We start from the raw sequence: 14413 nt of genomic DNA, 5'->3' as shown, positions 1-14413 counted from the left end.
TGATTCCCTGCCACAACAAAATCTGACAGATACCATGACGCCATTGCTTTTCCATAAATATCACGGACTGGGTAATGATTACCTGGTGTGCCACCGTTCTGTCGCCACACAACTGACCAACGAACAAATACGCATCTTGTGTCACCGCCATTACGGTATTGGGTCGGACGGTTTGCTGATCGACAGCGGAGACAGCATAAACCCTACGCTACGCATCATTAATCCAGATGGCTCAGAAGCGGAGAAAAGTGGCAACGGTCTGCGCATTTATGCCCGTTATCTTTTCGATATAGGCCGAGTCAATCACCTGCCGTTTTGGGTACATACCGCAGGTGGTGATGTGCGCTGCCAGGTTAACGAAGATAAACACCAAGTTCAGGTGGATATGGGCCGCGCCAATTTCAATCCAACAGCGCTGCCGGCGCTGATCGATTTGCCCGAAGCACTTAACTACCCGCTTTCATTAGCAGAGGAAACCCTCAGCGTGTCTCTGGTGTCGATGGGTAACCCACACTGCGTGGTACCGGTCGCCCGGCTTGATTTGGCACAGGTTCACCGGCTAGGGCCACAGATCGAGCATCATCCACTGTTCCCCAAGCGAACCAATGTGCAGTTGGTTGAAGTGATAGATCGCAATACGTTACGCATTGGCATCTGGGAACGGGGTGCTGGTTTTACTATGGCCTCTGGCAGCAGCAGTTGTGCAGCGGCCAGTGTGATGCGCAAGCTGAATCAGGTGGATGATAAGGTTATCGTCCACATGCCAGGCGGCCTACTGCAGATAAGTTTCAGTGGCGACTTTCAAGTCAGTATGCTCGGACCGGTACATAAGATTGCCAGTTTGACACTGGATGAAGACTGCTTTATCGGCGGCGAGGATGCGTTGCGGTGATATTGCCGAGGCATAAATCTGTGCAGTTCTGCATGAACGCCCTCTAATTTGCGGTAACCTCTCAGGGTGGCACCATTAGCCTCTCAAACCGAGTTTCCCTTTTGTCAAAAGTAGCCCATGCTGTAACGGTATGGGGTGGGCCACCGCTCATTCTGCACCTCCTTCTGGCAAATAGGACGGCTTGCTCATGACGAAAAAAACTACCTTGCTGCAGTTTTTCCATTGGTATTACCCGGATGGCGGTCAGTTATGGCCAGAGGCAGCCGAACGCGCAGCGCACATTGCCGAGCTGGGCATCACCGATCTGTGGCTGCCTCCCGCCTATAAGGGCGCTTCCGGCGGCTATTCGGTAGGTTACGATAGTTATGATCTGTTCGACCTGGGTGAGTTTGATCAAAAAGGCAGCCGCGCCACCAAATACGGTGATAAAGAGGCGTTGGCAAATGCCGTGAATACGCTTCGCGACAACGGCGTGCGGGTGATTTATGACGTGGTTTTCAACCATAAGCTCGGTGCCGACGAAAAAGAACAGGTGCACGTGTACAAGGCGGATGCCAACAACCGCAACGATATTAATGACCAGGGCTTCGACGCCCTGGCCTACACCCGCTTCACCTTCCCCGGTAGACAAGGTGCCTATTCCAAATTCATTTGGGATTACAAATGTTTCGGCGGGGTGGATTACGTTGAACAGCCCGATGAAAAAGGCGTGTTCAAAATCGCCAATGACTACGGTGACGACGGCTGGAACGACCAGGTTGGCGACGAAAAAGGCAATTATGATTATCTGATGGGTGCGGACGTCGAATTTCGCAACCCGGCGGTAGTGGAAGAACTAAAATACTGGGCACGCTGGCTGCTTGAAACCCTGCCCTGCGACGGTTTCCGCCTGGACGCAGCCAAACACATTCCGGCCTGGTTCTTTAAAGAGTGGGCTGACCACGTACGCGACAGCGCGCAGCGCGATCTGTTTATTGTCGCTGAATATTGGTCACACGATCTGGCTGCGCTACAGCAGTATATTGACCTGGTCGAGGGCAAAGTGATGTTGTTCGACGTAGCCTTGCACCTGAAGTTTCATCGGGCATCGAAACAGGGTGACGGGTTCGACATGGCGCAGATATTCACCGACACCTTGACCGCGGCCGATCCGGCCCATTCGGTCACGCTGGTCGCCAACCACGACACGCAACCGCTACAATCGCTGGAGGCACCGGTCGAACCCTGGTTCAAACCGCTGGCCTACGCCCTGATCCTGTTGCGCGAACAAGGCGTGCCCTGCGTGTTCTATCCTGACCTGTTCGGTGCCAGCTATAAGGATAAAGGCAGCGACGGCCAGGAATACCTGATTGATATGCCGGTCATCCCTGAACTGGAAAAGTTGATTCAGGCGCGACAACGCTTTGCCAACGGCGTGCAAACCGATTATTTTGATGATAAAAACTGCGTGGCCTTCAGCCGCAGCGGTACCGCCGACGCCCCTGGTTGCGTAGTGGTGCTCACCAACGGGGCTGAAAGCGGCAAGGCGGTTTCACTGGGCACTGAACTGGCGCATAAAAACTGGCGCGACCTGCTCGGTAACCGTCAGGATGAGGTCACCACCGACGAGCAGGGGAATGCCACTTTCCCGGTTAACGGCGGCAGCGTCAGCGTTTGGGTACTGGCAGAAACTCTGTAGCAGGTGCGCCGTTGCGGCCATGTGTCGCAGCGGCGGCAAACTAAATTTTGCCTTTCTGGTCTAAATTGAGGCAACACCTTAGCAAACCATTCACACCGGAGCCTAAATAGGGTACAAGGCTGCATGAAAATTCCAAAACGACTCCAGCCATTGGTAGATGATGGTTTAATCGACGACGTCATTCGTCGTTTGAAAAGTGGCAAAGAAGCCGACGTCTTTATCGTGCGCTGCGGCGAAGAGATCCGCTGCGCCAAAGTTTACAAAGAAGCAGACAAGCGTAACTTCAAGCAGGCCGTGAACTATCAGGAAGGCCGCAAGGTGCGTAATAGCCGCGATGCGCGTGCCATGAGCAAAGGGTCGAAATTCGGTCGCCAGCAGCAGGAAGAAGCCTGGCAGAACACCGAGGTTGACGCGCTGTACCTGCTCGCCAAAGCGGGCGTGCGCGTGCCGCAGCCGGATATCTGTCTGGATGGCGTGCTGCTGATGGAACTGATCACCGACGAAGAAGGCCTGGTAGCCCCGCGTCTGAGCGATGTTACCTTAACGCCGGAGCAGGCGCGGGCCGATCACGCACTGATGATGAATTACGCAGTACGCATGCTGTGCGCCGGGCTGGTACATGGTGACTTGTCGGAGTTCAACGTGCTGATGGACAAAGATGGGCCGGTGATTATCGATCTGCCGCAGGTGGTGGATGCCGCTGCCAACAACCACGCCAAAAGCATGTTCGAACGTGATATCAACAACATGTCGCAGTTTTACGGCCAGTATGCGCCGGAACTGCTGGGTAGCAAATACGCCAAAGAAATCTGGGCGCTATATCAGGAAGGCAACCTGACGCCGGCCAGCGTGTTGACCGGCAAGTTTGCCGAAAGCAACAAACGCGCCGATGTCGGTTCAGTGCTGGAGGAGATCCAGGCAGCCAGCGAAGAACATCAACGCCAGTTGATGGCCCGCAACGAAGAAGATTAAAAGCCCCCCGGTCACTTCTCTGTGGCCGGGGTTTATTCAATCCTGAAGGCGTCGGGATGGTGTTCAGTCGCCTCCTCGTGATAAATGTCCCCCAAATAACCGGCAATCTCTCCCTCGGTTAACTCATCTGGCAATACGATATCGTAGCTACGCGCATACTTACGCTCCGGCAACGTCACGCGAAATAACTGCCATTGCGTCCCTACTCGTTTTACGCCCAGCAAGCGGCCAAACACATTGAAAATCATCATCCGCATTCCCTCTCAGGTTCATTTTACGCTATAACAAGCTAGCCCTGCCGACTCTGAAAGGAAAGTTAATGACCGCTACCGCTCCGCAATTCTGGCGAGATCCGCAGCTCCCTTTTGTGGAAGCTCGCGCCATTGAAGATGGCCGCAAAGTTTGTTACGCCCTGCATAGCCATGAAATCTTCTCCATCGGGGCTATCACCGGCGGCACCAGCATTTATATTAACGGCCACCAACAACTGCAGGTCAGCACCGGTGACGTGGTGATAATTAACCCGCAGCAGGCCCACGCTTGCAACCCCATCGGTGACCAGCGCTGGTCATACATCATGTTTTATATTGATGCCACCTGGCTGGGTAAACTGCAGCAGGAGATCGTCGGTGGCGACGGTGGTTTTATTCCGTTTGATCGGGTAATGAGCCGTGCCGCGCCCCTGTTCGATGGTCTGAATCGGCTGTATGCCCTACTGATCGACCCGCAGCATTGCCAGTTGGAAAAACAGATCGCCCTGGTGGAATACTTCACCGAGCTACAAATCTGTCAGGGCGATGTTCGCCTATCAGCAGCCGAAGCCGAGCATCCGAGACTCAAGGCGGCGGCAACCTTTATCAGCCAACATTGCACCCAACCACTGACGCTGGAAGCTATCTGCCAGGCGGCAGCACTCTCACCCTCTTACTTAATCCGCGCCTTTAAGCGGCGTTACGGCATGACGCCGCACGCCTACCTGGTCAATCAGCGTATTCAGTTCGGCCATCGGCTGCTGAAACGGGGCTATCCGATCGCCGCGGCCGCCAGCGAAAGCGGCTTTGCCGACCAGGCGCACTTTCAACGCACCTTCAAACAGCTACTGGCCGTCACCCCCGGCCAGTACCAAAATCCGCGCTAAACGCCGTCGGCCAGCAAATAACAGGCGCTGACCGCCAACAGCAACGCCATCAAACGATTAAAACGCTGCACATTGCGAGCCTGTTGCAATACACCGGTCAGCATCGCGCCGGTGTAGGCCCAGCAGGCCACCGAGACATAGCAGATGACAAAATAAATCACCGCGAACTGCCATAGCAACAACCGGTCACCGTCGGCGACAAACACCCCCAGACTGGCCACCGACGCCAGCCAGGCTTTAGGGTTAAGCCATTGCAGCAAGGCGCCATACCAGAACGAGGGGGCTTGCGACTGACTGCCGTTACCCAGTCGTCCATCGCCAAAGGCCAATTGATAAGCCATAAACAGTAAAAAGGCGATACCCGCCCATTGGATCACCTGAGTCAGCACCGGCCACAGCGTCAGTAACTGGTTCAACCCCAGCCCAATCAGAATCAATAGCAGGGTAAAACCCAGCGTGGCACCAAAAACATGCCGCAAGGTGGCGCTAAAACCAAATTGCGCCCCAGCGCTCAGCGCCACGATATTGACCGGACCGGGAGTGATGGAAGAGGCCAGCGCAAAAGCGGCCATCGAAAGATAAATATTCATTACGGGCACCTGAGAAAGAATTCACAGATGCCAGACTGACGACCCGAGTAAGCAATGTATTGAACAAAATTACCCTGACGTACTGGCCTAACCCGGCATCAGGCCGATAAAGCTAGTTTTCTTGCGTGGCCCGGTCATCAAGGCTTCCAGTTTTTCCACGCATTGCAGATAGTGCGGCGTCTTTTTGTGGGCGGCGACCGCCTGCTCGTCCCGGTAAGCTTCATAGATATAAAAACGCGTCGGGATGGTTTCATCCTGCAATACGTCAAAACGCAGATTACCCGGTTCTTCGATCGCCCCCAGATGATTGGCGCGAAACACCTCAATAAATTCGTCGATTTTGTCTTGTTTAACGTTAATTTCTACCAGAGTGACGTGCATGGCGGCTCCTTGTTTCACCTTGACGATCAATGTGCTTTCCAACCATAGGTTTATTCCCGCTGATTTACCCCCCGCAACGGCAATTTTGCAGTACAGTTCACAAATCCTGCCAGCCCCACCCTTTCCCCCACCAGCACCAAGAGCCTCGCATCTATAGTTAAGATCCCATCCCCAGAGAGAGTGAGCTATGGATAACTATTTGATGGCACTGGACGCAGGCACCGGTAGCATTCGCGCGGTCATCTTCGATCTGGCAGGCAATCAGATCGCCCAGGGCCAGGCGGAATGGCGACATCTGGCGGTGCCGGGGGTACCTGGCTCGATGGAGTTTGATCTGGCCCACAACTGGCAACTGACCTGTCAGTGCATTCGCCAGGCGCTGCAGAACGCCGGTCTCTCTGGTCAGGAGATCCGTTCCATAGCCTGTTGCTCGATGCGTGAAGGCATAGTGCTTTACGATCGCGACGGCACGCCAATCTGGGCCTGCGCCAACGTTGACGCCCGCGCCAGCGAGGAAGTCAGCGAGCTGAAGGAGCTGCATAACCATAATTTCGAACGTGAGGTGTACCAATATTCAGGCCAAACGCTGGCGTTAAGCGCCATGCCGCGCCTGCTGTGGTTGGCGCATCATCGGCCGGACATTTATCGTCAGGCCGCAACGCTGACCATGATCAGCGACTGGCTGGCGAATATGCTAAGCGGTGAACTGGCGGTCGATCCTTCCAACGCCGGGACTACCGGCATGCTGGACCTGGTCAGCCGTGACTGGCGACCGGCGTTGCTCGACATGGCCGGGCTGCGCGCCGATATGCTGTCGCCGGTGAAAGAAACCGGCAGCGTACTGGGGCAGGTTACCGAACAGGCGGCCCAACAAAGTGGCCTGCTACGCGGTACGCCGGTCGTGATGGGCGGCGGCGATGTGCAGTTGGGCAGTCTGGGGCTGGGGATAGTGCATGCAGGGCAAACTGCGGTATTGGGTGGCACCTTCTGGCAACAAATCGTCAATCTGCCAGAGCCGGCTACCGATCCGGAGATGAATATCCGTATCAATCCGCATGTGATCCCTGGTATGGCGCAGGCAGAGTCGATCAGCTTCTTCACCGGATTAACCATGCGCTGGTTCCGCGACGCCTTCTGCGCCGAAGAAAAGTTGATGGCGGAACGGCTGGGCGTGGATGCCTACAGCCTGATGGAAGAGATGGCAGCGCGTGTCCCCCCAGGGGCCTACGGAGTGATGCCAATCTTCTCCGATGCCATGCATTTCAAGACCTGGTACCACGCCGCACCTTCGTTTATTAACCTGTCGCTCGATCCGGAACGCTGCAATAAACAAACACTGTTTCGTGCACTGGAAGAGAATGCAGCGATTGTTTCGGCTTGCAATCTGGAGCAGATCGCCCGTTTCTCCGGCGTACAGGCACGTTCACTGGTGTTCGCTGGTGGTGGTTCGAAGGGCAAGCTGTGGAGCCAAATTCTCAGTGACGTGACTGGCCTGACGGTACGCGTGCCGGTGGTAAAAGAAGCCACTGCGCTGGGCTGCGCGATTGCTGCGGGAGTGGGGGCCGGGTTGTATGAGTCGCTGGCCCAAACCGGCGAAAAACTGGTGCGTTGGGAGCGTGAGTATCAGCCGAATATGGCCAATCATGAACGGTACCAACGGCAAAAAGAAACCTGGCAGCAGGTCTATGCAGACCAGCTAACGCTGGTAGACCATGGCCTGACCACTTCGATGTGGAAAGCGCCGGGATTATGAATCGGGTTCGGGCACAGCTTGCTGTGTCCGTCACCCAAGCTTATGCCCATTAAGCATTTGGCCTGCCGATTGGCTGCCGACCGCCGTTTTACTTGCCTCGCGTGATTATTCCTCCACAGAAACAGTGTAACTATCGCAAACGGATTTATCCGCCGCCATTGCCTGCATAAATTGTGTTCTCTGTCACTCCGCGCCCAGCGCGCGGTTTACAACTTGACCTGGGACAAGCGGTATTATGCTGAATAACAATGATAAACCTGCACCGTCAGCCTGGCTGACGATTTTCTCACTGGCGGTCGCCTGCTTTGTGATGGTCACCACCGAGTTTCTGCCAATTGGCCTGCTCGGCACCTTCCTCGGTGAACGACTGGCAACCCCCTCGGAACAGATGTATGTGGTCAATCCTTCCAACCGCCACCTAAGCGCCAAGCTGCGGGTGTTTATCGATTGGGCGGTGGAAGCCTTCAACTAGTCGAAACTGCAGCAGGCGGTAATGTGCCGCACGCTGTAATCCGACGCGTTGTGGTATTATTTACCCATTATTGTTATCACCCGACGGGCACACACCATGGCATATATTCCCAAAAACTACGCGAGGCTGGAGACCGGCTACCGCGAAAAAGCATTGAAAATCTTTCCCTGGGTCTGCGGGCGTTGCTCGCGCGAGTTTGTTTACTCCAACCTGCGCGAACTGACGGTTCACCATATCGATCACGACCACAGCAACAACCCGGAGGACGGCAGCAACTGGGAAATGCTGTGCCTGTATTGTCACGACCATGAGCACTCCAAATACACCGAAGCCGATCAGTACGGCTCCACGGTAATTGCCGGTGAAGACGCGCAAAAAGACGTCGGGGTAGCTACCCATAACCCGTTCGCCAATCTGAAGTCGATGTTGAAAAAGTAACCTTTGCCGCCCCTTCATCATTAGCAGCTTAATAAGTTATTGAGCTGCTAAATTAAAAAAACTCCCTCCGCACGATCACTTCCCAGAGCATTCTTACTTACCCGGCTATTAAGTTGCCAGCAAAATAAGCTGTAAAGTTAACCGCATACTGGCTTGGCAAGCCGCCGCCGTTGGTGCATATTGTTCAAGCGTTGTTATTACTAACTTGTTTAATTACCAACCCAACAAGTTGTTAGCTTAATAAGTTATCAACTTAATAAATTGAGAGATGGCAGCATGATTGTTTTGATTGGTTCGCAAAAAGGTGGCGTAGGGAAATCGACCAAGGCGGTCAATATCGCCGGATATCTGATCCTCAAACAGGGCAAAACCGCCATCATCGTTGATGCTGACGATCAGAAATCAATCATGACCTGGTACAACGACCGTCAGAATGTCGAAGGCCTGCCGCATATCCCGGTGGTGGCTGCCTCAGGCAAAATCAAAGAGACCCTGTTGGAACTGGATCGCCATTACGATTACGTGATTGTCGATACCGCCGGTCGCGACAGCGCCGAGCTGCGTTCCGGCCTGCTGGCCGCCGATTTGTTCCTTTCCCCCCTACGCCCATCACAGATGGATCTGGACACCGTCGGTTATCTGTCAGAAATGTTTGCCACGGCACAAGAATATAACGAGAAGGTGAAAGGCTACATTGTGCTGAACATGTGCCCGACCAATATCTTCATCAATGAAGCCAATGAAGCGGCTCAGGTGCTTAGCGAATATCCGGAGTTGACGCTGGTCAGTCACCGTCTGTGCGACCGCAAGATTTACCGCGATGCCTGGGGCGAAGCCATCACCGTGCATGAGGCGAATAACCTAAAAGCGCAGGCGGAAATCGAAAGCCTGGTGAAGGAGGTGATCCTGTGAAAAAACGCCCCCCAACCCAGCGCATGTCGGAAGACGAATTCATCAACAGCGCCACTTCGCACACCCTGCTGGCTCCCGCCCCGGAAGCCAAACCGCAGGGCCGCAAACGCACTTATAAAGCTATTTCGGTCAGCCTGACCGATAACCACGTCGACGCCATTGATGAAATCATTGTGCAGGCAGCACGCAACGGCGTGGTGCGCATTACCCGTTCCGATATCATCAAGCTGGCGATCGACGGGCTGGCAGAAAAGAGTGAAGAGCAACTGTTGCAACTGCTGAAGAAGCTGTAATTAGCTTCACAACCTGCCAGCTTAATAAGCCACTAATTTATTACGTTGGCAGGTAAAAATCCCTGTTCCCGCAGTATCCCCCGCCCCTGTTTAGCCAGTTACTGATCCTGCGCCGAGGGAGAACGGAACAACCCCACGTAACGCACGCGCCCCATCAGCACGATATCCAACACCCGATAAACAAGAAATGTTGGCATGGTAATGCCAACAAAACCCTCTCCCACCGCAGCGAGAGAGGGTCATTAGATATTACTTCAGCGTAAAGCTCTGCGCCTGTACGTCGTCAGAGTCCAGGCCGACAAACACGTTAAACTTGCCCGGTTCCGCGCCCCATTTCAGGCTGGCGTTATAGAACTTGAGATCCTCTTCGGTAATAGGCAGCTCAACGGTCTGCGACTGCCCCGCTTTCAACATCACCTTTTTAAAGTTACGCAGCTCTTTCACCGGGCGGCTGACCGAAGCAGTCACGTCCTGCAAATACAACTGCACCACGGTGGCACCATCATATTTACCGGTGTTCTTGAGCGTGACGCTGGCAGTTATCTTGCCGTTGCGCGCCATCGTCGGACTGGAAAGTTTCAGACCCGACAGGCTAAAGCTGGTGTAGCTCAGGCCATAACCAAACGGATACAGCGGGCCATTCGGTGAGTCAAAGTAGCGGGAAGTGTATTTGCCCGGGTTTTCCTTGCCAAACGGACGGCCAGTATTGAGATGGTTGTAGTACATCGGGATCTGCCCGACCGAACGCGGGAAGGTCATCGGCAACTTACCCGACGGGTTGTAGTCGCCAAACAGCACGTCGGCCACCGCATTACCGCCCTCGGTGCCGCTGTACCAGGTTTCCAGCATCGCATCCGCCTGTTGGCTTTCCCAGCTCAGCGCCAGCGGTCGACCGTTCATCAGCACCAGCACCAACGGTTTACCGGTCGCCTTCAGCGCGGCGATCAGGTCACGCTGGCTTTGTGGAATGGTAATGTCGGCACGGCTTGAAGCTTCGTGCGCCATCCCCTGCGATTCACCCACCACCGCTACCACCACATCGGCTTTCTTCGCTGCCTGCACAGCCTCATCGATCATCTGCTGCGGCGAGCGGGTATCAAACGTTACCGCCGGCTCATACTCGTTCAGGTAGTCGATAATGCTCTTGTCCTGAGTGACGTTGGCCCCCTTCGCATAGAGGATTTTCGCCTTGTCACCCACCGCACGTTCCAGCCCTTCGCGCAGGGTGACCGACTGTTTAATCACCCCGGCCGCCGACCAACTGCCCATCACGTCACGCTGGCTGTCGGCCATCGGCCCGACCAGCGCAATGGTCGCCTGCTTGCTGAGCGGTAGCGTCTGCTTATCATTCTTCAGCAACACCATGGTCTTACGCGCAATCACGCGCGCTTCAGCGCGGTGCAAACGGCTTTCGGCATTGGTGTCTTTCGGATCAGAACCGACCGGGCCAAGGTGGGTGTAAGGGTCTTTAAACAGGCCCATATCATATTTGGTGTTCAGCACGTCGCGGCAGGCGCGATCGATGTCGCTTTCCGATACCAGCCCGTCTTTGACCAGCCCCGGCAGGTATTGGTCGTAATACTCGTCGCTCATGCTCATATCGACGCCGGAAGTGATTGCCAGGCGCACCGCATCGCGCGCGTCGGCGGCTACGCCGTGTTTGATCAGTTCCTTAATCGCGCCGTGGTCGCTGATGGTAATGCCCTTAAAGCCCCACTGATCGCGCAGCAAATCTTTCAGCAGCCAAGGGTTAGCGGTGGCCGGAATACCGTTCACCGAGTTGAGCGAGACCATCACTCCGCCGCTACCGGCATCAACCGCGGCCTTATAAGGCGGCAGGTAGTCCTGGTACATTCTCAGTGGACTCATATCGACGGTATTGTAATCACGGCCACCCTCGGTGGCACCGTACAACGCGAAATGCTTCACGCTGGCCATGATTGATCCGGGCTTGGATGGGTCGCCGTTTTGATAGGCATCCACCATCACTTTGGCAATTTTGGATACCAACCAGGTATCTTCACCAAAACCTTCCGAAACTCGGCCCCAGCGGGGATCGCGGGTAATATCGACCATCGGCGAGAATGTCATGTTCAGACCGTCATCACTGGCCTCCTGTGCCGATACCCGGCCACTGAGGGCGATGGCTTCGAGATCAAAACTGGCCGCCAGCCCGAGGCTGATCGGGAACACGGTGCGTTGGCCGTGCACGACATCGTAGGCAAAGAACAACGGAATTTTCAGGCGGCTGAGCTGCATAGCCTGATCCTGCATGGCGCGAATATCCGGTCGGGTAACGGTATTGAAGATGGCGCCAATCTGCCCCTTGCTGATGCCGTCGCGGATCGCCTCTTTCGGGTTATCCGGCCCGACGCTGATTAAGCGCAACTGACCGATTTTTTCGGCCAGCGTCATCTGTTTCAGCAGGTTGCTGACAAAGGCGTCGCGCTGCTGAGCATTAACGCCCTGGATTACGGCGCTTTCCTGCGCAAAAACCGGGCTGATGGCCAGACCGGACAACATACTCACCACACAAAGCCATTTCATATTATTTAATCTCAGGCATGTTCCCGCCGCAGGCGGCGACGGAGATGATTTATCAATGTGAAAAGGCAGTGTGCCATAACTCCTTTTCGGTGCAGAAATAATTTGTAATGTTAAAAGTTACAAGCTGTTAGCGGAGGCCGGTCGATAGTTTTGCAGCCGGCGACGACTTTGCGCCGCTTCATCGCTGAGGAAATTGACCAGCTCGGTCAATGCCACCGGCACCACCGCCTGTTCAGGATAGACCAAATAATAGGCTGCGCCGCTGACCACGCTGAGCGGGAACGGTGTGACGATACGCTGAGCCTGGATATCTTCCTCCAGCAGGCACAGGTCGCCGATGGCGATGCCAAACCCCTGTAATGCGGCGCTCATCGCCAGATCGAGCGTATCGAAATGCTGCGCCTTGCCGGATGGCAACGCATCGCTCCCCGTCGCCTTCAGCCACAACAGCCAATCGCGGCGATCGCGAGTGGGGTGCAGCAGGGTTTTATCCGCCAAATCGGCTGGCGTGGGGGGACGTGACAAGTCGGGCAGGTAAGACGGCGTGCAGACCGGTGTGAGAATTTCATCGAACAGATGATGCACCCGCAATTTTTTACCCTGTGGCTGACCGAATACCACCGCGGCATCAAAATGTTCTGCGCCAAAATCCAGCCCGTGCGACACCGAGGCGGTCAGCTCAATATGCATTTCCGGCCGTTCATTTTGCAACCGGATAATGCGCGGCAACACCCAGCGCATGGCACAGGTCGGGCACTTGATGCGCAGAGTGCCCGGTTGCGCCCCCACCCGCACCAGTGCCTCATCCAACTGACCCAGTGCCTGCTGTACCGGTGCCAGCAGCATTGCGCCCTGCGGGGTCAGCGTCAGCCCGCGTGCCCGGCGGCTGAACAACGGGTAACCCAGATGTTGCTCCAGACCGAGGATCTGCCGACTGACCGCGCCCTGCGTCAGATGCAGACTCTGGGCGGCATGGGTGAAATTAAGCCGTTGCGCCACTACCACAAAGGTTTTCAATACGTCGAGCGAAGGTAAGGGTATTGACATAACGGCCTCTCAAGCCATGAGATTAACTCATGGCTAGTATGACAAACTTTCCCTTGTTGGCCCACCCACTGTGATGCTTAATCAAACGATACCTCCCACTTCCCTGGAGCTACTCATGCAGAGCGCCTGCTCACACCGCTCGAAGTTGCCGGACGTCGGCACCACTATTTTCACCGTTATCGGCCAGCTTAGCGCCGAACATCAGGCGTTGAATCTGTCGCAGGGCGCACCGAACTTCGCCTGTGAACCGCAGTTGGTCGAAGCGGTGGCACAAGCCATGCGCAGCGGTCATAACCAGTACGCACCGATGAGCGGCGTGGCGGCATTACGCACCGCACTGGCGGATAAAGTTGAACGTTTGTATGGCGCACGCTATGACGCAGACGAAGAAATCACGGTTATTGCCAGTGCTAGTGAAGGATTGTATTCCGCCATCAGCGCGCTGGTGCATGCGGACGATGAGGTGATTTATTTTGAACCGGCGTTCGACAGCTATGCGCCAATCGTGCGCTTGCAAGGCGCGATCCCGGTCGCCATCAAACTGTCGCTGCAGGATCTGCATATTGACTGGGACGAAGTCGCCGCCGCCATTAATAGCAAAACACGGATGATCATCGTCAATAGTCCACACAACCCGACCGGCAGCGTGTTTGGCGAGCATGACATCGAACGGCTGACCGCCCTGACGCGCAACACCGATATCGTCATTCTGTCCGACGAGGTTTATGAACATGTGGTGTTCGACGGCGATATTCACCACAGTATGGCGCGCCACCCACAGCTGGCCGAACGCAGCGTGATAGTGTCGTCGTTTGGCAAAACCTATCACGTGACCGGCTGGCGTGTCGGTTACTGCATGGCGCCGGCAGCATTGATGGACGAGATCCGCAAGGTGCACCAGTTTATGGTGTTCTCCGCCGATACGCCGATGCAGTACGCCTTCGCCGAGGCGCTGGGCAATCCGCAACGTTATCTGGGTCTGGCAGACTTCTATCAACAAAAACGTGATTTACTGGCGAGCGCGCTGCAGGATTCGCGTTTTGAATTGCTGCCCAGCCGTGGCAGTTTCTTTATGTTGGCCCGCTTTAGCGGTTTCAGTAACGAAAGCGACAACGATTTTGCGGTGCGCCTGATCCGCGAAGCCAAAGTCGCGACGATCCCGCTGTCGGCGTTTTACAGCGACGGCACCAACACTGGCATCATTCGACTGAGTTTTTCAAAAGACAATGAGACCCTGCTGGAGGGCGCACGCCGTCTGTGTCAGGTATAAGAAATTTATTTTTGCTTTGACCATGGGAAA

At 55.2% G+C, this 14413-nt stretch carries 14 protein-coding genes and 1 pseudogene; 10 read left to right on the top strand and 5 right to left on the bottom strand.

Going from position 1 to position 14413, the window contains the following annotated elements; genetic code table 11:
- The first annotated feature begins 34 nt into the window (after positions 1-34).
- The 3 genes from dapF (at position 35) to ACUTQ5_RS02525 (ending at position 3542) form a co-directional block, all read left to right on the top strand.
- On the top strand, positions 35-892 hold the full coding sequence (gene dapF / locus ACUTQ5_RS02535; RefSeq protein WP_445649937.1) for a diaminopimelate epimerase: 858 nt from the start codon (positions 35-37) through the stop codon (positions 890-892).
- Between the two features lie 187 nt (positions 893-1079).
- The gene (amyA, locus tag ACUTQ5_RS02530) at positions 1080-2570 is read left to right on the top strand and encodes an alpha-amylase (RefSeq protein ID WP_445649936.1); all 1491 of its coding nucleotides are present in this window, start codon (positions 1080-1082) and stop codon (positions 2568-2570) included.
- Positions 2571-2693: 123 nt separating this feature from the next.
- Positions 2694-3542, top strand: coding sequence for a PA4780 family RIO1-like protein kinase (locus ACUTQ5_RS02525; protein WP_445649935.1), 849 nt, complete (start codon positions 2694-2696; stop codon positions 3540-3542).
- 32 nt (positions 3543-3574) lie between these two features.
- On the opposite strand, the gene ACUTQ5_RS02520 is transcribed toward ACUTQ5_RS02525, so the two are convergent.
- Positions 3575-3793 carry a DUF7661 family protein gene (locus tag ACUTQ5_RS02520; RefSeq protein WP_445649934.1) on the bottom strand — a complete coding sequence of 73 codons (219 nt, stop codon included), beginning with the start codon at positions 3791-3793 and terminating at the stop codon, positions 3575-3577.
- Between the two features lie 68 nt (positions 3794-3861).
- On the opposite strand from ACUTQ5_RS02520, the gene ACUTQ5_RS02515 reads away from it, so the two are divergent.
- The gene (locus ACUTQ5_RS02515) at positions 3862-4680 is read left to right on the top strand and encodes an AraC family transcriptional regulator (protein WP_445649933.1); all 819 of its coding nucleotides are present in this window, start codon (positions 3862-3864) and stop codon (positions 4678-4680) included.
- On the opposite strand, the gene ACUTQ5_RS02510 is transcribed toward ACUTQ5_RS02515, so the two are convergent.
- Together ACUTQ5_RS02510 and lsrG are read right to left on the bottom strand one after the other, a co-directional pair.
- The gene (locus ACUTQ5_RS02510) at positions 4677-5270 is read right to left on the bottom strand and encodes a LysE family translocator (RefSeq protein WP_445649932.1); all 594 of its coding nucleotides are present in this window, start codon (positions 5268-5270) and stop codon (positions 4677-4679) included. The genes ACUTQ5_RS02515 and ACUTQ5_RS02510 overlap by 4 nt on opposite strands.
- An 87-nt stretch (positions 5271-5357) precedes the next feature.
- Positions 5358-5651: a (4S)-4-hydroxy-5-phosphonooxypentane-2,3-dione isomerase gene (lsrG, locus tag ACUTQ5_RS02505; protein ID WP_012005816.1), complete on the bottom strand. Its 294-nt coding sequence runs from the start codon at positions 5649-5651 to the stop codon at positions 5358-5360.
- A 187-nt stretch (positions 5652-5838) separates the two neighbouring features.
- Here lsrG and lsrK point away from each other — a divergent pair, with 187 nt between their 5' ends.
- The 5 genes and pseudogenes from lsrK to ACUTQ5_RS02480 all read left to right on the top strand — a co-directional run bounded on the left by lsrK (position 5839) and on the right by ACUTQ5_RS02480 (position 9519).
- Positions 5839-7404, top strand: a complete 1566-nt coding sequence (gene lsrK / locus ACUTQ5_RS02500; protein WP_445649931.1) for an autoinducer-2 kinase — start codon at positions 5839-5841, stop codon at positions 7402-7404.
- Positions 7405-7757: 353 nt separating this feature from the next.
- Positions 7758-7876, top strand: a pseudogene (locus ACUTQ5_RS02495) (LysR family transcriptional regulator); the annotation flags it as partial.
- 96 nt (positions 7877-7972) lie between these two features.
- Complete coding sequence (gene yajD, locus ACUTQ5_RS02490; RefSeq protein WP_004942039.1) at positions 7973-8314, top strand: HNH nuclease YajD; 342 nt, start codon at positions 7973-7975, stop codon at positions 8312-8314.
- Positions 8315-8590: 276 nt separating this feature from the next.
- Positions 8591-9226, top strand: a complete 636-nt coding sequence (locus ACUTQ5_RS02485; protein ID WP_153857578.1) for an AAA family ATPase — start codon at positions 8591-8593, stop codon at positions 9224-9226.
- Positions 9223-9519: a hypothetical protein gene (locus tag ACUTQ5_RS02480; protein WP_445649930.1), complete on the top strand. Its 297-nt coding sequence runs from the start codon at positions 9223-9225 to the stop codon at positions 9517-9519. The genes ACUTQ5_RS02485 and ACUTQ5_RS02480 overlap by 4 nt, the downstream gene beginning before the upstream one ends.
- 249 nt (positions 9520-9768) lie before the next feature.
- Here the strand turns inward: ACUTQ5_RS02480 and bglX are convergent, their stop codons facing one another.
- Positions 9769-12066 (bottom strand): beta-glucosidase BglX, encoded by a 2298-nt coding sequence (bglX, locus tag ACUTQ5_RS02475; protein ID WP_445649929.1) that lies wholly within the window; start codon positions 12064-12066, stop codon positions 9769-9771.
- A 117-nt stretch (positions 12067-12183) separates the two neighbouring features.
- Entirely contained in the window at positions 12184-13113 is a 930-nt protein-coding gene (locus ACUTQ5_RS02470; RefSeq protein ID WP_445649928.1) for a LysR substrate-binding domain-containing protein, read from the bottom strand.
- A gap of 115 nt (positions 13114-13228) precedes the next feature.
- On the opposite strand from ACUTQ5_RS02470, the gene ACUTQ5_RS02465 reads away from it, so the two are divergent.
- Positions 13229-14383 carry a pyridoxal phosphate-dependent aminotransferase gene (locus ACUTQ5_RS02465; RefSeq protein ID WP_445649927.1) on the top strand — a complete coding sequence of 385 codons (1155 nt, stop codon included), beginning with the start codon at positions 13229-13231 and terminating at the stop codon, positions 14381-14383.
- The last annotated feature ends 30 nt before the right edge of the window (positions 14384-14413 follow it).

The organism is Serratia sp. NA_112.1 (assembly GCF_052691715.1).
The sequence above is the reverse complement of the archived record's forward strand: the minus strand, read 5'-3'. Positions and strand labels throughout refer to the sequence as shown.